The following is a 23009-nucleotide window of genomic DNA, read 5'->3' on the forward strand; positions in this document are numbered from 1 at the left end:
ACAGCTATTTAATTTGTGCTAAGATTAATAGCGTTAGACGTTTACAAAAATAGGAGAACAATAATGACGAAATACACCGGAGCCACCATCGAAGAAGCCGTTAAAAATGGCTTAAAATCACTTGATACTAATCGAAATAATGTTGAAATTAAAGTTATTAAAACCGCAAGTAAGGGATTTTTCGGACTTTTTAAACATCCCGCAGAAGTTGAAATAGAAATGAAATCATCTGCTCCAGACCCAAAACCAGCAGGTGGCAAGTTAAAAATTAAAAGAGAAGCGAGCACGGCGGTTGCTAATCCAGTTCAAACAGAGGATCGCCACGCTAGAAACGTTGAAGCTATTAGTGGACTAATTAAATATTTACAAGCAATTACTGATCAGATGGGGATTGAGGCCGAGCTAAGTTATGAGATGCCAAACAATCGGCACGTGATCATTAACTTTGATACGCCCAAAGAGGGGCTTTTGATTGGCAAACACGGTCGGACCATCAATGCCTTACAGGAGTTAAGTGGGATTTATCTAAATAACATGGGGATTAGCTACCTTGAAGTTGAGCTGGATACGGCTAATTATCGCAGTCGGAGACTTCAGATCCTTACCAGTCTAGCTGAGCGAACCGCAAGAGAGGTTTCCGCCACCGGAAAGCCGGTCTATTTGGACCCGATGCCATCTTTTGAGCGCAAACAGATTCACGTGACGCTGGAAGATAACCCCTACGTGATGACATATTCGGCAGGACGGGAACCCCATCGTTCAATCGTAGTAGCTCCACGGTAAAATGATTGACAAAATAAAACTTTCGTCCTATTATGTGTAGGATTGTAAATTCGAATAGGTAAAGTAGTGAAAGTACTTTATCCACGCAACGGGCGTGGTTTAAGTACTTTTTTTATGCGATTAAAAATGAGAAAGGAGTTTTCAAATGGCACTGACAACGACTGATTACGATACCATTGCGGCAATTTCGACCCCACCTGGTGAAGGTGGCATTTCGATTGTCCGGGTTAGTGGATCGGATGCAATGAAAGTGGCTGAAAAGATTTATCGGGGCAAGAACCTCGAAAAGGTGGCGTCAAACACGATTAACTATGGTCACATTGTTGATCCAGCAGACCACAACAGTGAAGTTGATGAAGTGATGGTATCGGTCATGAGAGCGCCTAAGACGTATACCAAGGAAGATATTATTGAGATTAACTGTCACGGTGGGATTGTGGCAACCAACAAGATTTTGCAGTTGGTTTTAAGTAACGGTGCCAGAATGGCAGAACCCGGTGAATTCACTAAGCGGGCCTTTTTAAACGGACGTCTGGACCTTTCACAATCGGAAGCCGTCATGGATCTGATTGAAGCGAAGACTGACGAATCGATGAAAGCGGCTTTAAATCAGCTCGATGGGAACCTGTCTCATTTAATTAAGCACCTGCGTCAAGACATCTTAGACGTGCTGGCTCAGGTCGAAGTCAACATTGACTACCCGGAGTACGATGACGTGGAGACGATGACGTCGAAGCTTTTAATGGATAAGTCCAAGGAACTAAAGGCGCAGATTGACCAATTGCTAAAGACGGCTAAACAAGGAAAAGTCTTACGAGACGGTTTAAACACCGCTATCATTGGACGTCCCAACGTGGGTAAGTCGAGTTTATTGAACCGTCTCTTACACGAAGAAAAGGCGATTGTAACCGACGTGCCGGGGACTACGCGGGATGTTTTAGACGAATACGTGAACGTTTCTGGCGTTCCCTTGCACCTAGTTGATACCGCTGGGATTCGTGATACTAACGATAAAGTTGAAAAAATTGGAGTCGATCGTTCTAGAAAAGCCATCAAGCAGGCTGATTTGGTACTACTAGTGTTAAACGCTAGTGAACCGTTGACTGACGAAGATCGGGAACTTTTGGATCTGACGCAGCACAGCAAGCGGATTATCCTATTGAATAAAACGGATTTACCAGAAAAAATTGATGTTGATGAGTTAAAGAACCGCTATCATGCTGATAACGTGATTAAGACCCAAGCCGTAAAGGATAACGGAACCAAATCCTTAGAGGATACGATTTCGAAGATGTTCTTTACTGGTGGCATTAAGAGTTCTCAAAACGACGTCATGGTTACTAATGCCAGGCATATTAGTCTCTTACAACAGGCCAGTGATTCCCTTCAGTCCGTTGAAAATGGGTTAAATAACGGGATGCCCGTTGATTTAGTTCAGATTGACATGACGAACGCTTGGGATTTACTTGGTGAAATTACCGGTGATAGTTACGATGGCGAATTACTGGATCAATTATTTAGTCAGTTCTGTTTGGGTAAATAAGACTTTGACTCAATGGAGGTTTTTAAATGAATAAAATGATACAGCAAGAAGTGAAGCAGACCTACAATGGTGGCGATTACGACGTCATCGTCGTTGGAGCCGGCCACGCTGGCTGTGAAGCCGCACTAGCCGCTGCCCGCATGGGTCAAAAAACACTGCTTGTGACAATTAATCTTGATATGGTAGCGTTTATGCCATGTAATCCGTCGGTTGGTGGCCCCGCTAAGGGAACGGTCGTAAGAGAAATCGACGCCCTTGGTGGTGAGATGGGGAAAAACATCGACAAGACCTACATTCAGATGCGGATGTTAAACACCGGAAAGGGTCCCGCCGTCAGAGCTTTACGGGCGCAAGCTGATAAGCACGCCTACCATCATGAAATGAAGAACACCCTGGAAAAAGAACCCAACTTGACGCTTCGTCAGGGAATCGTAGAACGTCTGATCGTGAAAGACGATCAGGTTGAGGGTGTGGTTACCAATACGGGTGCCAAATATTACTCCAAAGCCGTGGTCATCTGTGCTGGTACGGCCGCTCGTGGTAAGATCATTATTGGTGAACTGATGTATTCCTCGGGCCCAAACAACTCAATTCCAGCCATTCATCTTTCAGAAAACCTGGAAGATTTGGGCTTTGAACTAAAACGATTTAAGACGGGAACTCCACCGCGTGTCAACGGTGATACCATTCACTACGATGAAGCGGAGGAGCAACCGGGCGACGAAACGCCCCATCATTTCAGTTACACCACTCCGTATGCCGATTATTTACCGGTTTCAAAGCAGATTTCGTGCTGGTTGACGTACACTAATGAAGAAACCCATCAGATTATCAAGGATAACTTGGATCGCGCCCCAATGTTTACTGGGGTCATCGAGGGGGTCGGTCCCCGTTACTGTCCATCAATTGAGGATAAGGTCGTTCGGTTTGCGGACAAAAAGCGCCATCAGGTCTTCTTGGAACCGGAAGGACGCCACAACGAAGAGTGGTACGTCGATGGGATGTCGACCTCCCTTCCAGAAGAGGTTCAACAACAGATGTTACATTCTGTGAAGGGCCTTGAAGACGCGAAGATGATGCGTCCCGGTTATGCGATTGAGTATGACATTATCTCTCCATATCAGTTGAAGCCGACGCTTGAAACCAAGAAAGTTAGTGGATTATTTAGCGCGGGTCAAACCAACGGAACCTCGGGATACGAAGAGGCCGCGGGACAAGGCTTGATCGCTGGAATTAACGCTGCCCTTAAGATTCAAGGGAAAGACCCGTTGATTTTGCAGCGAGACCAAGGATACATTGGCGTTCTAATCGATGACCTGGTTACAAAGGGAACCAACGAACCGTACCGACTCCTAACGAGTCGGGCTGAATATCGACTCCTGCTTAGAAACGACAATGCTGATATGCGGCTGACACCAATTGGTCACCAGTTGGGTCTGATTTCAGATGAACGTTATGACAAGTTTGTTGAAAAACGTAATGCCGTTGAGGATGAAATCAAGCGTTTGAACACCGTACGGATTAAACCAGGTGAAAAGGTCAACCAGTTCGTTGAAGCTCAGGGTGATAAACCGTTAAAAGACGGCATCATCGCAGCCCAGTTCTTGCGTCGGCCATACGTAAATTACGAAAAGTTACTTGATTTTATTCCGGGACCCGACGAAAAATTGGATCCAGAAGTGGTGGAACAGGTCGAAATTAGAACGAAGTACGCTGGCTACATCAAAAAAGAAGAGGATAAGGTCACCCGCATGAAGAAAATGGAATCCAAAAAGATTCCTGATCACATTGATTACTCCGTAATTGATGGGATCGCAACTGAGGGTCGCCAAAAATTGGAGAAAATCCAACCGGAGACGATCGCACAGGCCGCTCGAATCAGTGGGGTCAATCCTTCTGACATTGCCATTCTCTCCGTGTACATTCAGCAGGGAAAAATTGCGAAGAAAAAATAAGATCAAGCTGGACTACGTGAATAGTCCGGCTTTTTGTTATTTCTAAGTTAAGTTTTTAACAATTTTTGTATTAAACTATTGCAATCAATATGTAAGCGCTTTATACTGTTAACAATAAACGATACAAAAAAATGGCAAAGGGGATCATTTTTATGCGATATGGAAGTATTGAAGCAGGTGGAACAAAGTTCGTTTGTGCGGTTGGTGATGACGATTTCAATATTGTGGATAGTGTCCACATTCCAACTACGACACCAGAAGAGACGTTAGCAAAGGTCGTTGAGTACTTTAAGAAGTTTGATCACATTGATGCATTTGGGATTGCATCATTTGGACCAATCGACGTTCGAAAAGACTCTGACAAATACGGTTGGATTATTAAAACCCCTAAAAAGGGTTGGAGTAACGTCAACTTTGTTGGAACCATGAAACGTGAATTTGGGGTTCCAATTTACTGGACGACCGACGTTAACGGTTCAGCTTACGGTGAATACATCAAACGTAAACAGGCTAATAAAAATATTGAAGCCGTTAGTTACATCACTGATGGAACTGGGATTGGTGCTGGAACCGTCATCAAAGATGAATTCTTAGGGGTTCGTGGAACTCCTGAATTTGGTCACATTCGAGTTAAGAGACACCAAGATGACATGAACTTTCCTGGAATTTGTCCTTATCATGGTGACTGTCTTGAAGGGGTTGCTTCTGGTCCGACTTTTGAAGCTCGAAACAACATTAAAGGTCAAGATACCCCGCCAGATGATCCAGTTTGGAACATCATTGCGTACTACATTGCCCAAGGGGTTATCAGTTTAACGGTTAACTTCCGTCCCGACCAAATTGTGCTTGGTGGGGGAGTATGTACTCCTCAATTTGTGCAAAAGGTTAGAGACCAATTCAATCTGTTGTTTGATAACTATCTTGACGTTGGTCCCCTTGACGAATACATTAGTCGTCCGGTCGTACCACACAACGGTTCCGCTACCTTTGGTGATTTCGTATTAGCTAAAAAAGCTTTAGATGAATCAAAGAAATAATTAATTAAATTGTTTGAAGGGATGCCTGCGGGTGTCTCTTTTTTTGTGTAAATTGACATTTATGGTACCTTAAAAATAAGGAGGATTAATCATGATGTTTATTAGTAGGTCACAAATTAGTTTTAGAGTAGATGCTGAAACAAAAAAACAATTTGATGCTCCAATTGAACGTTTAACTAAAGCAATTAAAAGTAATGATTATAAGAAGTTTGATAATCCTGGTGAAGGGTTGAAGTGGCTAAATGAGTGAAAATTCATATGTTTATAAACTTGCTATTGAAAACAAGTTTAAAAAACATCATTTTAGCTAAATCTATATACAACTATTTCCCGCAATGATATGATATACATAATGAAAGCGGTTGCAAATAGGGAGGCAGTAAAATGAGTAAAAAAGTTGTTGTGATTGGGTCTACCAACGTTGATAAGGTTCTAAACGTTGACAAATATGCGTTACCTGGTGAAACCTTGGCGGTGAAGAATCACCAAGAATCTCATGGTGGCGGAAAGGGTGCCAATCAGGCAATTGCTGCGGCAAGATCTGGTGCCGATACGACTTTTATCACTAAACTAGGTGATGATGAAGATGCCAAATTCATGATGGAAGGATTTAAAAAGGACGGGATGAACCTTGATTCCGTGATTACTACGGATGAGCAACAGACTGGACAGGCTTACATTACCGTTGATAGTACGGGTCAGAATTCCATCTATGTTTATGGGGGCGCCAACATGGCCATGACACCGGAGGACGTTGACCAACACGAAGACGCCATTAAGAATGCGGACCGTGCGATTGCGCAACTAGAAATTCCAGTACCAACGATTATCGAAGCATTTAAGATTGCGAAGAAAAATGAGGTTCAGACCATTTTGAACCCAGCACCAGCCAAGAAGTTACCAGAAGAATTACTTCAATTGACTGACATTATTACCCCTAACGAGACCGAAGCAGAGGCCCTCACTGGGATTAAGGTGATTGACGACGATTCCATGATGAAGAACGCGGAGTACTTCTTTAAACTAGGCATTAGAATGGTGATCATCACCGTTGGGGACAAGGGTTCATTCTATGCTACTCCAGCCAGTCATGCTTTCATTCCAGCGTTTAAAGTCAAAGCTGTTGACACGACTGCCGCTGGTGATACTTTCATCGGAGCCTTGGCATCACGTTTGGATTTAAACAGTGCTAACATCAAGGATGCGATGTTGTACGCTAACCATGCCTCATCACTGACGGTTCAAGTGGCTGGAGCGCAGAACTCCATTCCTTATGAAAAAGACGTCTTGGATGTCATCAGCAAGACTTCCAAGACCAAAGAAGTGATCGAAAAAGAGAAGAAACAAGCTGCTGAATACGCCGCTGCTCGAGTTCCAAATCATATTGTGTTAGGACTTGGATCTGGTAGTACTGCTGCCTACTTCGTCAAAGCCATTAACGAACGAATCAAAAAAGAGGGCTTAGACGTTCAATGCGTCGCCACTTCAGTTGGCACCGAGAAATTAGCCGAAAGTCTTGGAATGCCAATGCTTGACGTTAACACCATTGATCGGGTGGACTTAACGGTTGATGGCGCCGACGCCGTTGACGACAAGCTCAACGGAATCAAGGGTGGCGGAGCTGCATTACTCTTTGAGAAGTTGGTCGCAACCATGTCAGACAAGAACGTTTGGATCGTTGATTCGACCAAGTATCACAAGACCTTAGCTGGCCAAAAGTTGCCGGTTGAAGTCATTCCGTTCGGTGGAATGGGTGTCTTCCGATACTTAAACGAAGCTGGATACAAGCCAGAGTTCCGCTTCAGAGATGACGGTGATATTCTTCAAACTGACTCAGGAAACTACCTAATCGACATTACAATTCCAGAAGATGCTGACTTACAAAAGTTAGCTCACAACTTGAAGAACTACACCGGAGTTGTTGAACACGGTCTGTTCTTAAATATTTGTGATCAGTTAATTATCGGTGGCGATAAGGTCAAGGTAATTGATCGTCCGAAAGAAGAAGCTAAGAAATAGTTGATAAGTAAATTTCCGGATTGGCGATAAAGCTGGTTCGGTTTTTTATTTTGAGTTTAAAGGTATAATGATTAGAAAATGGGTTGAGGTGATGTTTAATGACAATTAACGTTATTTTGAGTAGTTCCAGAAAGGCCAGTCTGGGACGTCGGATCTTTAAGTACTTACGTAATCGACAGGGTGATTTTGAGCGGGTTAATGATGCTGATTTCAATTTTATTAGTTTGGCGGACTACGATTTGCCGTTTTTTTATGAAGATATTGCGCCAATGGACAACCAAAACCGGATTTTAAAACCTAATGAACAAAAATGGGTGGATGACATGAAGAAAGCGGATGGTTATCTCTTTTTGGCTCCTGAATATAATCATTCGTTTCCGGCTGTTTTAAAGAATGCGCTCGACTTTTTGGCGTTTGAAGCCAAGGGCAAACCGGCCAAGATTATTACCTATTCTAATAATTCACGAGGTGGTCAATCTTCTTATCCGGCTTTGTTACCAACGCTTGGACAACTGGGCCTATTTACCCTGCCAAAGCCAACTTTAATTCGAAAGGTCGATAAAAATTTTGCTGACGATGGGAGTTTTCTAAAAGATGCTCCCGGGGAAGCCGTCGACATAAGAAAATTAAATCGAGCTTTTTCCGAAATCGTGTTTTACAGTCAGTTATTTAGGGACCATCCCTTTAAATATGATGCCAGTATTTATGATGAATAAACAAAATTAAGATAGTTTCACATGAAACAATTTGCCAAGGCACCTGTCGCTAGTGACTTGAAGTGACATGGTACATTTATTAATATAAAAATAAATTGAAATGAGGAAAATAAAATATGAAATCAGTTGCAGTATTTTGTGGTGCGGCTCCTGGCAATGATCCAGCATACCAAGAGGCCACCAAAAAATTAGCGAAATGGTTGGTTAACCATGACTTAGCGTTAGTTTATGGTGGTGGCGGTGTTGGTCTCATGGGATTGCTTGCCAAGACAGTTTTAAAACTTGGTGGAGTAGTTCACGGCATTATGCCAAAAGAACTGGTTGACCGTGGTGCCAGCATGGACGGCCTAAATAGTTTAGAGGTAGTTCCCAACATGGATATTCGCAAACAGAAAATGTTGACTCAATCGGATGGTTGTATTGCACTCCCCGGTGGTCCTGGGACTCTAGAAGAGATATCTGAAGCGTTTTCATGGGCTCGAATCGGCGACAATGATGATCCATGCGTGTTGTATAACGTCCAGGGATACTACGACCCGCTTAAACAAATGTTTGATGAAATGACCGAAAAGGAATTTTTGACGGTGGAAGATCGCAAAAAGTTACTTTTTTCGGATTCGTTGTCTGAAATCTATGAATTTATGACCACATACACAGCACCAAAGATTAGAACCTACACAAAATAAGATACGAAAAACATCCTCACTTTTTTGGAAGTGGGGATGTTTTTTGAGTTTTATTCAATTATTAATAATAAATAATGTGTATATCATGTTTTCATTGTTTACATGATGCCTTAATATTGATCTAAGGGGGATGGAATTATGGTAAGGAAAAGAAAAGCTAGAAGCAATGTACGCGATGATAAAGATACTTTAGCAAATATTCAAGCCAGAAATGATGCTCTTAACGGCAAAACTAATAAAATTGGAAATATTGATGACTTCGATAAGTGGGCAGATAACTTGTGATAAATATTGAAACCACTTATTTATTTGTTACATCCAACGGCTTATTCAACTTATCCGCTAAATTTACCACCACGATAATGATGAATAGTACCAGTGCAAACCAGAAGACGTTATGAAAGGCGCCAAGTAGAATCTGATTGATATCATTACTGATATTAACTGGAAGATGAACTCCAGCCGAATTTTTCGATGAAATTACACCGTTTAGAAGTTTGCTGTTAATGGCAGGATAGCGGTTGTGACCTAGATTGATTGATAGATTAAAGATAAATCCGAATACACCAGTCATAACGGTTTGTCCAAGTGTCCTCCCCAAAGTAATCATTGATGAAGCAACGCCGACGTTGTCTTTGGGCACGATTGCTTGCGCAACGACTGTGTTCATCGTGATTACGATTCCTAGTCCAGCACCAGTGACACCTGAAATGATGTAGAACCAAATCATTGGTAGGGAGACGGAACTGAATACCAGAATGAGGTAAAATGCAAATTGAATAAGCACAATCGGAATGGTAACGAACTTTGGAGCGAAACGCTTAATCAGCGTTCCAACGAAGAACGATGTAATTAACCAGGCAAAGGGACTGGGTGTAATTGCCAAGCCTGCAATCGTTGCTGAAACCCGATATATAGACTGTAACCACATTGGAAAGTAAATTTGAAAACCAAATTGAATTCCACTCAGTAGTAAAGCCGTTAAGATTTGGGCCGAAAAGGTCCATGATTTAAATAGTTTTAGTGGAATAACAGGATCGCTGGCTTTTCTTTCGGCACGAATGAACATGATAAATGAAACTAAGATAATAATTAAACCAATAATAATTAAGACAAAGTTGATTTTTTGTTCACTCAAAAATTGAAGGGTAACTAATAGTGATACTAGAAACAAGGCTAAGTAGGTACTGCCAAGATAATCCATTTTAAGGGATGTTTTCTTGGTAATGGGATCTGCATATCCAAAGTAGATTAGAATGAATACAATGATGCCCAGTGGAACATTGATGAAGAAAATCCAATGCCAGCTAAGTTGGTCAACGATAAAACCACCAATGATGGGACCAATTAAGGCTGAAATCCCCCAGGCGGTGTTGTTCCATGCCATCATGTTAGAGCGTTCTTCTAGTGGAAACGTGTCGGCAATTAAGGTAAACGTGATTGGCATAATGGCTCCTGCGCCCAGGCCTTGAAGGGCTCTCGCCGCAATCAACAAGCCGATATTCGTTGAGAGTCCACAGGCCATTGATCCAATCGTGAAAACTGCTAAGCCGAAGAGAAAAATGGGCTTCCTGCCAATTCGATCACTTAATTTACCGTAAATGGGTGTACTGAGTGTGGTCGTTAATAGATATGTAGCGAACACCCAACTTTGAAAAGCCAGTCCGTGCAAACTACTCAGTATTGAGGGCAAAGCCGTAGTGACAATGGTGGTCTCAACCGACGTCATGAACGTGGCGATTAACACTGAAATGATGATGAGGACTTTTTTCTTGGTCCATTTCTTCTTTTTCTTCAAGGTAATTCCTCCTAATTAGTAAAATGTATTTCGATAAGTATCGAAATTATAATTAGAATAGTCCCATCTAGAATTGGATGCAAGTATCTTGAAAGCAAAATAAAAACAGAAGTCTAATTATGGCTTCTGTTCAATAACATTATTTAAGTGAATTTTGTTAATTAAGTCTTGATTAACGGATAGGTATTTGGTTTGCCCAGCTTTTCTCATATTGGTTAATCCCGCGTGTCTGAGAATTTTGAAATGATAAGAGACGGTTGATAAGGATAGATTGAGATGGGAACTAACTTCGCCACATGTCATTTCATTTTTATTTTCCATGAGAATTCTGAGAATTTTAATCCGATTTGGTTCAGAAAGAGCTTTGAAAATGCTGGCTAATTGTTGTTCGTTAGGATTATCCAAGAAACTTTCTCCTTTCTCCTTTCACTTCATTTTAAAAATTAACTATTCCATTATTTAGAATAATTGGGTATGATTATATACAGAGTGATAATTGATTTGATCACCAATTGGAGCTTTAGTAGGTTTACTGTGTTGAGCCTCATCTCCACCTTAATAATTAATGAAGAGGTGAGTCGCTTGAATACAGAAGAAAGTGGGTTATTGGGATTGTTCCACTAGCAGTAGTGGTTCTTGTTATCTCGCGTGCAGCAATTAACTTTGCTAAAGCATACGCGATAATAAAAAAAGCTAACCGCAAAGATTAGCTTTTTACCCAAATAACACACTAAACCTATGCAGAAGAGATGATAACGGCATCTCTTCTTTTTTATTTAGTATACACTTATTTTATTTCCGTTGATGACGAATGTCAATTATTATTTGGTATGAAATGATTATTAAAATAGTTTCACGTGAAACAAAAATAATTTTTATCTAACAAAATTTTCTTAAGGACAACTCGTACTTATTAGTGTTGTCCTTTTTGGTTGCTCTAATTATATTGATTATCAATATTCGTTAATTAATTAATGTATTGAGTGTAACAGGGCATATAAAATATGTATTTAAATAAAATACGAACAATTAAAAGATATTTATTGAAAATTGTATGCATCATGATATGATTAATTTGTCTGGTACAACAATTTTTTGGGAGGGACTCGTAATGAAACTCAAGCAAGCTTTGAAATGGATCACAGCAGGTGCTGCCATTACATTTTTGTCGGTTGGATTAGTTGGATGTGGGAAACAGTCTAGTAACTACAAACCAAAGAAATTGACGGTTGGTTTTACGCCGTCAGTGAACGCTGGGCAGGCCAATGCCGAAGCGAAGCCACTCGCCAAACAGTTAGAAAAACAGCTCCATATTCCGGTCACGGTCAAGGTTTCAACTGACGGGAACTCACTTATTCAGGCCATGGGTTCAAAGACGTTAGATGTTTCTGAAATGAACCCCGGGGACTTTGTCCTAGCGCAAAAGAATTACAAGGTGGTTCCCCTCGTTCAAGCGACGCGTCAAGCACGCGATCCGAAGACTTTGCAACTCACTAACAAGTCATCAGATCATTTCTATTCCACGATTGTTGTCAGAAAAGACAGTGGTATCAACAACATCAACGATTTAAAGGGTAAAAAGATTGCCACGGGTACCACGAATTCAACGGCGGGTTATATTTACCCAGTCGTTGAGCTTATGAAACACGGAATTAATATTAACAAGGATGGCATCAAGACCGACGTTATCAACGGTTACGATCAAGCTGTACTGTCCGTTTTAAACAAGAACAACGATGCTGCCTTTACTTTCCAAGGAGCTCAAACCTTAGTCTCAAAGGACAATCCGAACGTTATGAAGGATACCAAGGTTATTTACACGACTAAGGCTATTCCAAATGACGTGGTTGCTTGTCGAAGTGACATGTTGAAGTCGTGGCAGAAGAAGATCGCAAAGGCCTACGAGAACATGGCGAAGACTAAAGAAGGTCATGACGTTATCTTTAAGATTTATCAAGAAGAGGGATACGTTCCGTACAAGAAGTCAGAGTTTAAGCAACTTCATTCGTACATGGACCAAGCTAACAAGATTAGTAAAACCAAAGAATAGGCGAGAGGGATTAAATTGAGCGATTCGGATATTTTACAAGTTAATCATGTTACCAAAACTTATCCTAGTGGTATTAAAGGATTAGATGATATTAGTTTTAACGTCAAACGCGGTGAATTCATCGCTGTCGTTGGACTTTCGGGTGCTGGGAAAAGCACCCTGTTTCGTTCCATTAATCGGATGCAGGACATCAGTGACGGCAAGATTATCATCAACGGGACTGATATTTCTAAATTGAAGGGGAAAGCGCTCCGTCACTTTCGCCGAAAAATTGGAATGATTTTTCAAAGTTTCAACTTAGTGAACCGGCTTACGGTTCAAAAAAACGTCTTAAGTGGGAGGGTTGGCTACTATCCAATCTGGAAAACACTCCTCGGTTTGTACACTAAAGAAGACAAGGAAAAGGCGGTTCGATCACTTGAGCACGTTAACATGCTCAAAAAATTATACGATCGGGCGGACTCCCTTTCTGGAGGACAGATGCAACGGGTTGCCATCGCACGAACAATGATGCAGGAACCTGATTTGGTTCTGGCTGACGAACCAGTTGCCTCGCTTGACCCCAAGACCAGTCACGGAGTTATGCAGGATTTGAAGAATTTAAACGTCAAGGATCACGATACTGTTCTGGTGAACCTCCATTCAGTTGGACTAGCACTTGAATTTGCGGACCGAATTATTGGAATTCGGGACGGAAAATTGGTGTTCGACAAACCGGCGGCTGACTCGACTCCAGAAGATTTGAAGGCGATTTACGAAGGAGGCAATAGCTAATGCACACTAGCGACATGCCGAAGATGTCCTTTGTCAAAAAGTATCACGTTAAGGGCATCATCGTAATTGCCATTCTGATAATTCTGTTCGTTTACTCCATGAAAATTTGTGGGGTTGATCCCAGCTTGTTTATCTCGAACATCGCCCAGTTTGGGGTTCTGATTGGTCAAATGAGTAACCCGGACTGGTCGTACTTTAGTTTTATCTGGGACCCACTGGTTCAGACCGTTCAGATGGCAATCCTTGGAACCACGATTGGGACCGTTTTTGCGATTCCCGCCGCTTTTCTGGCCGCTCGGAATCTTGACCACAGTAAGGTTATTCACGGCACGTCTCGGTTCGTACTGGACATCGTCAGAACGTTACCATCACTGCTACTGGCAGCTATCTTAGTTGCCATCTTTGGGATTGGTCCAACGACTGGAACGATTACCCTTGCCATCTTCTCGTTTGGGATGATTTCCAAACTGTTCTATGAAGTATTAGAGACAGTCGATATGGGGCCAGCTGAAGCCATGAAAGCTTCCGGTGCCAGCATCCTCCAAATTATTCGCTTAGCGATTATTCCCCAGATTGCGGGTCAGTTTTGTAGTTTCTTCCTGTATACCCTAGAAGTTAACGTTCGTTCATCAACCGTTTTAGGATACGTTGGTGCTGGAGGACTTGGGTTGTATCTTCAACAAACCATCGATGAATTTAACTACTCCGAGACGGCGGTTGTAATTCTTGCAACCTTCGTAACGGTTCTGGTGATTGACATCCTTAGTAATTACTTGAGGAGGAAACTACAGTGACCCTTCCAAAAATTAACGAAAAACAAAAACGATGGGACCGCTACAGCTGGATCGTTTGGGCAATCATCATCATTTTGATTTATGGCTGGTGTTTCTCTGACATGAAATTTAGTCAGATTCAGGAATCGGCTGGCACGGTTTCCAAGTCCATCTTCATGGGACTGATTCATCCCGATTGGTCCTATATTTACAATGGTAGTGGAGAAGACCTGATTTCCCAGCTGATTATGACGCTTGCCATTGCATTTTTGGGAACCATCATTGCCGCTGTCATCAGTGTCCCGTTTGCCTTCTTTGCCGCTCATAGTAAGAGTAGCAAGTACAACGTAACATCTAAGGTGGGAACCTTCCTTTTGACCGCCATTCGAGCTTTCCCCGAAATCGTTTTAGCCATTATGTTCATTAAAGCAGTGGGACCCGGTAGTTTTGCCGGAGTCATGGCACTTGGGATTCACTCCATCGGGATGCTAGGGAAACTCTTTTCAGAATCCATTGAGGAAATGAATCACAGTTCGGAGTACTCTATCGTGGCTGCAGGTGGCAGTAAGCCGCAGGTCTTCGCACTATCGACGTGGCCGACCATCCTGCCGGCTTTGATTTCATACACTTTGTACAGCTTTGAAATTTCAGTTCGAGCTGCCTCAATCCTTGGTTTGGTTGGTGCTGGCGGAATTGGGGCGCCAATGATTATGGCGTTGAACACGCGCAATTGGTCCAGAGTGGGGATCATCTTATTGGGGATCGTCATCATGGTCATGGTGATTGATGGCTGTTCCGGATACATTAGAAGGAAATTAATTTAATTAATAGTGTAAAATACCAACTAATTCCAAATGGGAGTTAGTTGGTATTTTTTTCGTTTATAGTATAATTTACCTAAGGATTGAATTTAATTGAAAGAAGAGTGTCTACATGCGATTTCTTAAGTCATTAGGTAAGTTTATCTTGGCACCATTGCTTTCGGCTTTGATTGTTTTCGGTAGTTTTCCTGAATTGTTTGCGGTTATAAACATTAAGACTAGCCTCACCCTTAGTCCCGCCATGTTTTGGATTATTTTAATCTACGGAATGGTGGTGTTTGCTGTGGTTTACGCTTTGTTTTATAACGTTCTGTTTAAAAAGGATAAGCCAAGTTCAACTAAATACAGTAAGTACGCCTCGGTCGGGATGCTTATCGTCAACCTGATTTATGTGGTTTCCGCGTTGCTGCTTGGTTTGATCATGATTGGAATGAAAATGCCGCAATTTATTGATTCCATTGTGAGTGGCTTTACGATAATTGGGTTGCCCATTATCCTAATTCTGAACTTAATCGATTTCTTGTGTTATCCAACCAAGAAAACGTACGTAATTAATGGAATTTTCTTTGCGTTTGCCACTATTGTTTATGTGATGTTGTGGTGGAACTAATTATCAATATTGAATAACGAAATATTTTGATTGAGCTAGTCAGTGATGATTGGCTTTTTATTTTTAATGGCATATTTTGATTATTTTATTAATTTAGTACAATAGACGTATAAGTGTTATCTACAAAAAATATCATTTAATAAAAAGAGGTCATTTGATTTTGAAAAGTAAAAAATATCAATTACTGACGCTGAGCGTAATATTTTCGCTGGTGTTTTTAATCATGCCGCTGATCTTCAATCCTAGTACGGTCGATGCTAGTAACAAACAGCCGCCCATTTCACAGAATGAAATTAACATAAAGGCCAAAAGTGCCATTGCCGTTGATGCCACCAGCGGCCAGATCATTTATAGCAAAAACGCTAACCAAGAGTTGCCGATCGCATCCGTTAGTAAACTTATTACTACATATATTGTGTTAAACCAAATAAAAGCAAAAAAGATCTCGTGGGACAGCAAGGTCAAAATTAGCCCTGGGGTTGCTAATTTGAGTCAGAAACGTGATTTTACTAACGTTCCGTTGAAAGCTGGTCAATCATACACGGTTAAACAACTGTACGACGCGAGTCTGGTTTGTTCTGCTAACGGTGCTGCCATGGCACTTGGCGAATATTTGGCAGGTCCTAACCACGACTTCGGTCAAATGATGAATCAAGAAGTCAAAAAATTGGGAATTAAGAACGGACAATTCTATAACGCATGTGGATTGGCTAATCACGATTTAGGCGCGCTAAAGAATCCTAAACTAAGTGATGACGCTGAGAATACGATGTCAGCTAAGGAATTAGCTAAATTAGCACAGAAATTAATTACTCAATACCCGCAAATCTTAAAGACTACCTCAATGACCACGTTGGAATGGGATGGAAAGACACACAGGAACACTAACTTACTTCTGGGCCAAACTAATCCATTTAAGATTGACGGATTAAAGACGGGAACCAGTAATACCGCTGGCGAGAATTTTGTGGGAACCGGTACCAGCAACAACGACCGCGTGATTACCGTCGTTTTGGGAGCCCCTAAGGAACAGCGTTTCGCCCAAACTCAATTAATGCTCAATCAAATCAGTCAGAGCCTGGAACCAATTACGATTGGTGACAACGTGATTAAAAATAAAACCGTCAACGTTGTTAACGGACAAAATCCTAAAACTAAAATTGGCTTGACTGCACCTCAAACGTACTGGTTACCGCAGGGTGAAAAATTAAAGACAGACTTTGTCTCTACCAACCACTCTAGGGTTTTCAAAACGCCACTTGCTCCAATTACGAAGGGCGAGAGGGTTGGAACGGTTAACATCCAGGCGTCTCAAAATGAATTAGACTTATTACCAAACAGTTCCATGAGTGTCCCCGTCGTTTACAAATCGACCAATCCAGTAAATGTGATGAAGATGGTCATGGGCGCGATTGAATTACTGGTTATCCTTCTGTTGTTAGTCTACTTAATTCTGCAAATCAGGAAGTTTAATCGACATCGTCGCTAGTAATTAAAATTATGAAGTTTTCATTAATCGACTGCAAAAAGTGTTGTCGGACGTGCTAATATGCATTATACTAGTAAATGTAATTGAGTTTTGCTTGCGAGCGGCTAGCTCAACTTGTTAGAGCAACGAATTCTTTATTCGTGAGATTGAGGTTCAAGTCCTTGGCTGCTCATATAAATGTAAAATAAAATGATTGCCTGGTGGGGCAATCATTTTTTTATGGATTTTATTTAAATTGACACCCAACCATTTATTCCATATAATAAAAACGAGAAGAAATCTCTAACTTTTTTCTCATCGCAAGTTGGATGCGATTATCATAGGTGAGTTAGTCCACTATGATTGGCTTTTTTATTATTACGTCTGCTGTGGCGATTTTAATTGCTGACAGTATTAAAACACACCGTAACTGCTAGGAGACTAGTGGTTATGGTGTGTTTTTATTTCTTAATTATATTTTTCAACGTTCTTTTTGATAAAGTTTGCGGAAGCCTGGAGTTTATCCTTCTCTTCATCGGTTAAATCAAGTGGGACATCTTCAATTACGCCGTCTCTTCCAACTACAACTGGATAGGAGAAGTAAACACCATAGTCAGAACGGTAGTTTGAAACTGGCAAAACCGTGCGGGCATTAGAGAGCACGGTGTTTGCGAGTCGTACTGCGGCACTGGCAACTCCGTAACTGGTGTAACCCTTACCTTGCATTACTCTAAAACCGCCGTGGCGCGCTTCCTGATCTAAAGTGTCGAGATCAAGATGACGACTTTTGGCTAACTTTTCGATTGGTTGATCAAGAGCTCGAACGGTCGACCATGCGGTAAACTGAGAGTTACCGTGCTCGCCAAGGTTGTATCCAGTGACCGAACGTGAATCAATCCCTAGTTTTTCACCAACGGCACGTTTCATTCTAGCGGAATCTAGGAGTGTTCCGGTTCCAATGACTTGCTTTTTTGGCAAACCAGTAATTTGTTGATACAACTGGGTAATCACGTCAACTGGGTTGGTAATGGCAATTAGAACGCCATTAAAACCAGAATCACGAATCTTAGGTGCGACCTCTTTAACCTGTTCAATGTTATAAGATAATTCGGCAAAACGATTGTCGCTGTCGTTATTTGACAGTTTAATCTTACCAAGGGCCGAGATAACAACGTCGGCGTCCTTTAGGGCGTCGTAATCATTCACAATGATATTGGTGTGAAAGGGTAGATTAGGCATGCCCTCCCGAAAATCAATGGCGTCAGCGTTGACCTTGGCGTCGTTTTTATCAATCATTACTAAGTCATCGGCGAAACCGTTCACAACGATGTAATTTGCCACCGTTGATCCAACGTGACCGTCACCAATGATTCCAATTTTTCTAGTCATAATATGCCCTCCCATTAATTATTTGGTTTTAGTTTAACAGATTGTCATGATAATTGTTCTATTGTAAATAATACTTATACGAAAAAGAGTTCAAATAGTAAACTATCTGAACTCTTTTTTAATTAGTAAATGAATTGTTAATTTATAATTAATTGGTGTTGCTAACTTATTACTCTGATATGGTACAGATGACAAAACAACATCTGTACCATATCAGAGTAATAAGCAAAAGTCAATAGCGTTAACATACTTTTAATATTTATGTAACGTTAATGTAATATAATGGGTGGATAATTATGCATAATAAAAGAGTAGACATTCTAATTTGGAAAGGTTTTGGTATTAATGTCAATTTCTCAATTTTTAAATGTAGATAATAACCATGTTAGTTTTACCGATGTTGACACTTCTACAGATACTGATATGTATATTCATCCAGCTTCAATTTATAGACAAGCATTACCAAATATTGTAAAAGCTTTTTCTGTTCCAGACGCTCGAAATAAAATGGATGATTTTGTTAATCAGCTTATTAATGCTAATGATAACGAAATAGCTAACTTATGCTCAATTCATGAGATTAATTCCACACATCTAGGACTTTCATCTCATAGATCTAAAGGGAAGGGTCCCGCTAATGCCTCAATTTACTTAATGAGAGAGGAATTGAGCGAATTATATCATGAAATCATTAACCAAAATGGTGGTCCACACGATCTTTGGGCCTCACTTTCTCTTGTAGTTCCAAGATTAGGGCCAGATACACTTTCTGATATAGTTACTTCCATAATATATGTAGAGTTGAATGAATATACATGGGAATTATACAATCAATATTCTAACGAAAATGACTTTTTAATGGTTAACAGACAATATTGGGATTTAGAAAGACATAGTTGGAATAATGATATGTTTCGAGAACCACTTATTGATGGAAATGAAACTGTCTTTGTTCCTAGAGCACTAACCGAACCTACAGGAATTAGTTATAGTAGTTTTATGTGGAGTTTGTTTAAACAATTAACGGATGATTATAATGAAAGAATGGTAAATGAAAAGAATATATCTATTAAAGACTACAAAAAGGATCGCAAATCTCAAGAGTTTCCCAATATGAATGAAAAGCAAATTGCTTTGCAATATTGTCTTGATCATCCGGGCTTTCTTTTGACATATATTGCATGGAATAATAATTTGGTATAATTAATGATTAAGATTATAGTGTCTTTGAGATTTTTAGATAATTTGAAACGTTCTTTTAAATTCGGTTAATTTGTTACCTCATGATTAAAAAATATCATTCGGCAAAATAAAAGGGCTAGCATATTCGTATCTAAATATGCTAGCTCTTTGTTTCCTAAATTTTATCAAACGCCTGTTTCAAATCGTCCAGTAAATCTTCTTTATCCTCAATTCCGACTGACAAGCGAATCAGACCGTCAGCAATTCCGTCCTTTAAACGTTCTGCTCTTGGAACGGAACCGTGGGTCATGACCGCTGGAACCTCAATCAAGCTTTCCACGCCGCCAAGGCTTTCGGCCAGGGTGATGATTTTCAAACTTTCGACAAAGGTTTTCGCTGACAGTCCTGGTTGAAGTTCAAACGAAATCATGGGACCAAAGTTACGCATCTGTTTCTTTGCCACTTCGTAGTTCGGATTGTCAGGATCACCAGGATAGTAAACCTTCGCAACTTTGGGTTCATTTTTGAGAAAATCAAGAATCGCATTGGTGTTATCCTGGTGAACCCGCATGCGAGCACCCAGCGTCTTAATGCCACGTTGAACCAACCAACTGTCATCTGGTCCAAGTGTACTACCGATGGAATTCTGCAGAAAGGCCAACTGTTCGGCAATCTGGTCATCATTGGTGACGGCAACACCTGCCACGACGTCACTGTGTCCACCGAGATACTTTGTAGCTGAGTGAACCACCACGTCAGCACCCAAATCCAACGGGTTCTGATTGTAAGGCGTCGCAAAGGTGTTATCGACGATGGTTTTGGCACCATGCTCTTTCGCCATTTCGGATAGTTTATGAATGTCGGCTACCGTCAGCAGTGGATTCGTGGGAGTCTCGAAGTAAATGGCCTTAGTGTTGGGCTGAAAGGCAGCCTTGACGGCGTCAGTGTCCTGCATGTCAACGGCCGTGAACTCAAGTCCGAAACGTTTCATTACTTGATTAATCAGACGAATCGTCCCGCCGTACAGGTCTTGTCCGACAATGATGTGGTCACCCTTGGAATACATCGAAAGGATGGTATTGATGGCAGCGGTCCCCGAACTGAAGGCAAAGCCGGCAGTTCCGTTTTCAAGTTCTGCCATTTGGGTTTCAAAGGCGTAACGGGTCGGATTGCCCGTCCGTGAGTATTCCCAGCGTGGATTGCCGCCCAGCTTAGTTTGTTTGAAAGTTGAGGCGCGATAGACCGGGACGGAAACGGCTCCCGTTTCCTTGTCACCAGTGATCCCTCCGTGAATTAATTTTGTATCAATGTGCAAAGTAAAAACCTCCTTGAATGTGACTATTAGGATTGATTATAGACTAGTGATGAAAGTTAGAAAAGAAATGGCATTATCGAATTTAATTTTGTAAAATCGGTTTTATCGTTTCGTGACATGTGTTAGAATCTCCCTATTCAATTAATGTTAGGGGAAGTTTATCATCATAAAAAAATTAGAAAACAAGAAAATCGTATATTGTCTTTTAGCGATTATCGTTGTTATTGGATTAGTGATTCTGTTTAAAGATTATTTTCCACAGATTCGGATGTTTTTTGATCCGAGTCAGCGGGGCGTGGCCGTCAAAGAAATTCATGAGCATGGGGTCATTGATGCGGCTCTGTTTTTAATTGTTTTAACGTTTGCGACGCTGTTACCGTTTGTTCCTTATCAAGTAATCTGTGTGCTAGCCGGTATTTGTTTCGGGAACGTTTTGGGCTTTTTTATTAATTTAATTGGGTTAACCCTTGGTGGACTATGCAGTGTTAAGTTGATTAAGTCCGTCCGTAATATCGCAAGTAATTATCGAGATAAAGAATTGAGTTTTAGTAACGTTAAGCATCCCTTTATCATTCTGTGTATTGGTTATGCCATCCCGTTCTTCCCCGTTTATTTAATTAGTTACGCGGCTTCACGGTTCAAAATATCACGCAAACTACTGGTTCTAGCGGTTGTGATTGGGTCAATCCCACAGTCAATTATTTATATCGTTGGTGGGATGTACATCATTAACGGTAGTTTGAAGCGAATTGTCGGCGTCCTAGTTGGTGCCATTCTGTTTATTATTGTTTTACACATGGTTATTAATCACTTTACAAATAAAGATAGTTCTAAGACTAAGCATCAAGAAACAGCGAAAGATAGTCAAAGCAAATCGAACTAGATTAATTAGGCAATCCATCCGGGTTGTCTTTTTTTACGTTCAAAATTTGGCTTCTAGTAATGATAATGGTGTTATAATCAAGCCGTTCAATTGTTTGTAACAAAAAACTAAATAACGAGGGTTGCTTCCGATACGCCTCGCTAAAAACAATGAGGAGATGTTCATAATGTTACATGCATTAGCAAAAAGTCGATGGTTTGACCTAGTTGGAGTCGCAATCGTGGTAATTGCGTCGATTGCGAGTGGTTATCTGACGGAGAATCTGGCAGACGTCACGCACTGGGGTTCCTGGGCGGTCTTTGTTCCGTTTGGAATTATTTCGATTGTAAACGCCGTCCTCTCCATTTATTCAACGCGTTTAACTGGGAGAATGAATAACCTCGGCAATGTGATTGGCATCATTAACGTAGTGTTGTCCGGCTTTATTGACTACGTTTTAGGTAATAAAGCGGCGGTTGTGACCTATCCGGTGACTTTCATCATCTACACGTTTGCGATTAACAAGTGGATGAAGACCGCTAAGTACAAGGCGACCAAACCGTATACGGGCGTCAAGAAGTGGGTTGTCATGACCAGCATTTTACTTTTGAGTCTGGTATTTTCGTTTGCGGCTAATTTAGTGGGCTGGCCTAATGGTTACACGCATTTGTTATTCTGGATTGTTGTGATTGCGTTTGATTTGTCGCTTTCGGCGAACATTTTAAACGCGATGAAACTGACCGTTCAGTGGAAGTACTGGTTCGTCTACAATCTGATCCAGTTACTAAAAGCCATCGTGCAGGGTAACTTTGCAAACGTTGGCAAATACATCTATTACATTATTAACTCGATTTGTGCGCTTGATTTCTGGGAGAAGCCAATCTTGAATCCAGCAAAAATTAAATAATTAAGTAAGGGGAATCCATTTATTTGGGTTCTCTTTTTTATACATAATTAAAGTTTATTCCATCACAATATTGGGGAATTTTTTTGGCTTTTGACTCTACTAGAAACACAAGGGTTTGAAAGGATAATTTCTTAGATAATTATGATTTTGATGTGTTATAACTTGAATTTTTTTAGAAGACGAGTATAACAATCTGTAAGCGGTTACAGATCAAACCAATCATTTCGAAAATTCCAATCCTGTTTAAAAGAAAAGAGTTTAAAAAATCAATTGTTGATTAATGAAATCAGCTTTTTCTTTGATCATAATTGCTCAATAATT

General features: G+C 40.9%; 22 protein-coding genes and 1 tRNA gene. 19 read left to right on the plus strand and 4 right to left on the minus strand.

Annotated elements, in window-relative coordinates:
- Window positions 1-63 precede the first annotated feature (63 nt).
- The 9 genes from jag to AC6UD1_RS05850 all read left to right on the plus strand — a co-directional run bounded on the left by jag (window position 64) and on the right by AC6UD1_RS05850 (window position 9024).
- Window positions 64-783 carry an RNA-binding cell elongation regulator Jag/EloR gene (gene jag / locus AC6UD1_RS05810; RefSeq protein WP_500707524.1) on the plus strand — a complete coding sequence of 240 codons (720 nt, stop codon included), beginning with the start codon at window positions 64-66 and terminating at the stop codon, window positions 781-783.
- Between the two features lie 145 nt (window positions 784-928).
- Window positions 929-2326 (plus strand): tRNA uridine-5-carboxymethylaminomethyl(34) synthesis GTPase MnmE, encoded by a 1398-nt coding sequence (gene mnmE / locus AC6UD1_RS05815; RefSeq protein WP_500694212.1) that lies wholly within the window; start codon window positions 929-931, stop codon window positions 2324-2326.
- A gap of 26 nt (window positions 2327-2352) precedes the next feature.
- Entirely contained in the window at window positions 2353-4281 is a 1929-nt protein-coding gene (mnmG, locus tag AC6UD1_RS05820) for a tRNA uridine-5-carboxymethylaminomethyl(34) synthesis enzyme MnmG (RefSeq protein WP_500707525.1), read from the plus strand.
- Between the two features lie 152 nt (window positions 4282-4433).
- Entirely contained in the window at window positions 4434-5318 is an 885-nt protein-coding gene (locus tag AC6UD1_RS05825) for an ROK family protein (RefSeq protein WP_500694214.1), read from the plus strand.
- A 91-nt stretch (window positions 5319-5409) separates the two neighbouring features.
- Window positions 5410-5568, plus strand: coding sequence for a hypothetical protein (locus tag AC6UD1_RS05830; RefSeq protein ID WP_500707526.1), 159 nt, complete (start codon window positions 5410-5412; stop codon window positions 5566-5568).
- Between the two features lie 134 nt (window positions 5569-5702).
- Window positions 5703-7337 carry a ribokinase gene (gene rbsK, locus AC6UD1_RS05835; protein ID WP_500707527.1) on the plus strand — a complete coding sequence of 545 codons (1635 nt, stop codon included), beginning with the start codon at window positions 5703-5705 and terminating at the stop codon, window positions 7335-7337.
- Between the two features lie 98 nt (window positions 7338-7435).
- Window positions 7436-8053 (plus strand): NADPH-dependent FMN reductase, encoded by a 618-nt coding sequence (locus tag AC6UD1_RS05840; RefSeq protein WP_500707528.1) that lies wholly within the window; start codon window positions 7436-7438, stop codon window positions 8051-8053.
- Between the two features lie 116 nt (window positions 8054-8169).
- A complete protein-coding gene (locus tag AC6UD1_RS05845; protein WP_500699710.1) occupies window positions 8170-8739 on the plus strand; it encodes an LOG family protein in 570 nt (189 codons plus the stop codon).
- Between the two features lie 138 nt (window positions 8740-8877).
- On the plus strand, window positions 8878-9024 hold the full coding sequence (locus AC6UD1_RS05850; protein ID WP_500699711.1) for a hypothetical protein: 147 nt from the start codon (window positions 8878-8880) through the stop codon (window positions 9022-9024).
- 16 nt (window positions 9025-9040) lie between these two features.
- On the opposite strand, the gene AC6UD1_RS05855 is transcribed toward AC6UD1_RS05850, so the two are convergent.
- Complete coding sequence (locus AC6UD1_RS05855; RefSeq protein ID WP_500707529.1) at window positions 9041-10537, minus strand: MFS transporter; 1497 nt, start codon at window positions 10535-10537, stop codon at window positions 9041-9043.
- Between the two features lie 117 nt (window positions 10538-10654).
- Window positions 10655-10942, minus strand: a complete 288-nt coding sequence (locus AC6UD1_RS05860; RefSeq protein WP_500695935.1) for an ArsR/SmtB family transcription factor — start codon at window positions 10940-10942, stop codon at window positions 10655-10657.
- A 706-nt stretch (window positions 10943-11648) separates the two neighbouring features.
- Here AC6UD1_RS05860 and AC6UD1_RS05865 point away from each other — a divergent pair.
- From AC6UD1_RS05865 to AC6UD1_RS05895, 7 genes are all read left to right on the plus strand, one after another.
- A complete protein-coding gene (locus AC6UD1_RS05865) occupies window positions 11649-12587 on the plus strand; it encodes a phosphate/phosphite/phosphonate ABC transporter substrate-binding protein (RefSeq protein ID WP_500707530.1) in 939 nt (312 codons plus the stop codon).
- Window positions 12588-12596: 9 nt separating this feature from the next.
- On the plus strand, window positions 12597-13361 hold the full coding sequence (gene phnC, locus AC6UD1_RS05870) for a phosphonate ABC transporter ATP-binding protein (RefSeq protein ID WP_500707576.1): 765 nt from the start codon (window positions 12597-12599) through the stop codon (window positions 13359-13361).
- Window positions 13361-14155, plus strand: a complete 795-nt coding sequence (phnE, locus tag AC6UD1_RS05875) for a phosphonate ABC transporter, permease protein PhnE (protein ID WP_500701441.1) — start codon at window positions 13361-13363, stop codon at window positions 14153-14155. Before phnC ends, phnE (AC6UD1_RS05875) begins: the two co-directional genes overlap by 1 nt.
- The gene (phnE, locus tag AC6UD1_RS05880) at window positions 14152-14958 is read left to right on the plus strand and encodes a phosphonate ABC transporter, permease protein PhnE (protein ID WP_500707531.1); all 807 of its coding nucleotides are present in this window, start codon (window positions 14152-14154) and stop codon (window positions 14956-14958) included. Before phnE (AC6UD1_RS05875) ends, phnE (AC6UD1_RS05880) begins: the two co-directional genes overlap by 4 nt.
- Before the next feature lie 109 nt (window positions 14959-15067).
- Window positions 15068-15565 (plus strand): hypothetical protein, encoded by a 498-nt coding sequence (locus tag AC6UD1_RS05885; protein WP_500707532.1) that lies wholly within the window; start codon window positions 15068-15070, stop codon window positions 15563-15565.
- Between the two features lie 160 nt (window positions 15566-15725).
- Window positions 15726-17054 carry a D-alanyl-D-alanine carboxypeptidase family protein gene (locus AC6UD1_RS05890; RefSeq protein WP_500707533.1) on the plus strand — a complete coding sequence of 443 codons (1329 nt, stop codon included), beginning with the start codon at window positions 15726-15728 and terminating at the stop codon, window positions 17052-17054.
- Between the two features lie 98 nt (window positions 17055-17152).
- A tRNA-Lys gene (locus tag AC6UD1_RS05895) sits at window positions 17153-17226 on the plus strand.
- A gap of 275 nt (window positions 17227-17501) precedes the next feature.
- On the opposite strand, the gene AC6UD1_RS05900 is transcribed toward AC6UD1_RS05895, so the two are convergent.
- Complete coding sequence (locus tag AC6UD1_RS05900) at window positions 17502-18422, minus strand: L-lactate dehydrogenase (RefSeq protein WP_500707534.1); 921 nt, start codon at window positions 18420-18422, stop codon at window positions 17502-17504.
- A 345-nt stretch (window positions 18423-18767) separates the two neighbouring features.
- Here AC6UD1_RS05900 and AC6UD1_RS05905 point away from each other — a divergent pair, with 345 nt between their 5' ends.
- Window positions 18768-19625, plus strand: a complete 858-nt coding sequence (locus tag AC6UD1_RS05905; protein ID WP_500707535.1) for a DUF8370 family protein — start codon at window positions 18768-18770, stop codon at window positions 19623-19625.
- Window positions 19626-19779: 154 nt separating this feature from the next.
- On the opposite strand, the gene AC6UD1_RS05910 is transcribed toward AC6UD1_RS05905, so the two are convergent.
- Window positions 19780-20919 (minus strand): trans-sulfuration enzyme family protein, encoded by a 1140-nt coding sequence (locus AC6UD1_RS05910; RefSeq protein ID WP_500707536.1) that lies wholly within the window; start codon window positions 20917-20919, stop codon window positions 19780-19782.
- Between the two features lie 232 nt (window positions 20920-21151).
- On the opposite strand from AC6UD1_RS05910, the gene AC6UD1_RS05915 reads away from it, so the two are divergent.
- Window positions 21152-21802 carry a TVP38/TMEM64 family protein gene (locus tag AC6UD1_RS05915; RefSeq protein ID WP_500701453.1) on the plus strand — a complete coding sequence of 217 codons (651 nt, stop codon included), beginning with the start codon at window positions 21152-21154 and terminating at the stop codon, window positions 21800-21802.
- 166 nt (window positions 21803-21968) lie between these two features.
- Window positions 21969-22688: a nicotinamide mononucleotide transporter gene (locus AC6UD1_RS05920; RefSeq protein WP_500707537.1), complete on the plus strand. Its 720-nt coding sequence runs from the start codon at window positions 21969-21971 to the stop codon at window positions 22686-22688.
- The last annotated feature ends 321 nt before the right edge of the window (window positions 22689-23009 follow it).

The organism is Fructilactobacillus sp. X8R1C1, from assembly GCF_059900945.1.

Excerpts from the sequence above, each read along its gene's own strand:
- rbsK (WP_500707527.1), top strand. The coding sequence starts at position 5,703 with ATGAGTAAAAAAGTTGTTGTGATTGGGTCTACCAACGTTGATAAGGTT.
- AC6UD1_RS05905 (WP_500707535.1), top strand. The coding sequence starts at position 18,768 with ATGTCAATTTCTCAATTTTTAAATGTAGATAATAACCATGTTAGTTTT.
- AC6UD1_RS05850 (WP_500699711.1), top strand. The coding sequence starts at position 8,878 with ATGGTAAGGAAAAGAAAAGCTAGAAGCAATGTACGCGATGATAAAGAT.
- AC6UD1_RS05885 (WP_500707532.1), top strand. The coding sequence starts at position 15,068 with ATGCGATTTCTTAAGTCATTAGGTAAGTTTATCTTGGCACCATTGCTT.
- AC6UD1_RS05840 (WP_500707528.1), top strand. The coding sequence starts at position 7,436 with ATGACAATTAACGTTATTTTGAGTAGTTCCAGAAAGGCCAGTCTGGGA.
- phnE (WP_500701441.1), top strand. The coding sequence starts at position 13,361 with ATGCACACTAGCGACATGCCGAAGATGTCCTTTGTCAAAAAGTATCAC.
- jag (WP_500707524.1), top strand. The coding sequence starts at position 64 with ATGACGAAATACACCGGAGCCACCATCGAAGAAGCCGTTAAAAATGGC.
- AC6UD1_RS05865 (WP_500707530.1), top strand. The coding sequence starts at position 11,649 with ATGAAACTCAAGCAAGCTTTGAAATGGATCACAGCAGGTGCTGCCATT.
- AC6UD1_RS05830 (WP_500707526.1), top strand. The coding sequence starts at position 5,410 with ATGATGTTTATTAGTAGGTCACAAATTAGTTTTAGAGTAGATGCTGAA.
- AC6UD1_RS05920 (WP_500707537.1), top strand. The coding sequence starts at position 21,969 with ATGTTACATGCATTAGCAAAAAGTCGATGGTTTGACCTAGTTGGAGTC.
- AC6UD1_RS05900 (WP_500707534.1), bottom strand. The coding sequence starts at position 18,422 with ATGACTAGAAAAATTGGAATCATTGGTGACGGTCACGTTGGATCAACG.
- mnmG (WP_500707525.1), top strand. The coding sequence starts at position 2,353 with ATGAATAAAATGATACAGCAAGAAGTGAAGCAGACCTACAATGGTGGC.
- AC6UD1_RS05825 (WP_500694214.1), top strand. The coding sequence starts at position 4,434 with ATGCGATATGGAAGTATTGAAGCAGGTGGAACAAAGTTCGTTTGTGCG.
- mnmE (WP_500694212.1), top strand. The coding sequence starts at position 929 with ATGGCACTGACAACGACTGATTACGATACCATTGCGGCAATTTCGACC.
- AC6UD1_RS05845 (WP_500699710.1), top strand. The coding sequence starts at position 8,170 with ATGAAATCAGTTGCAGTATTTTGTGGTGCGGCTCCTGGCAATGATCCA.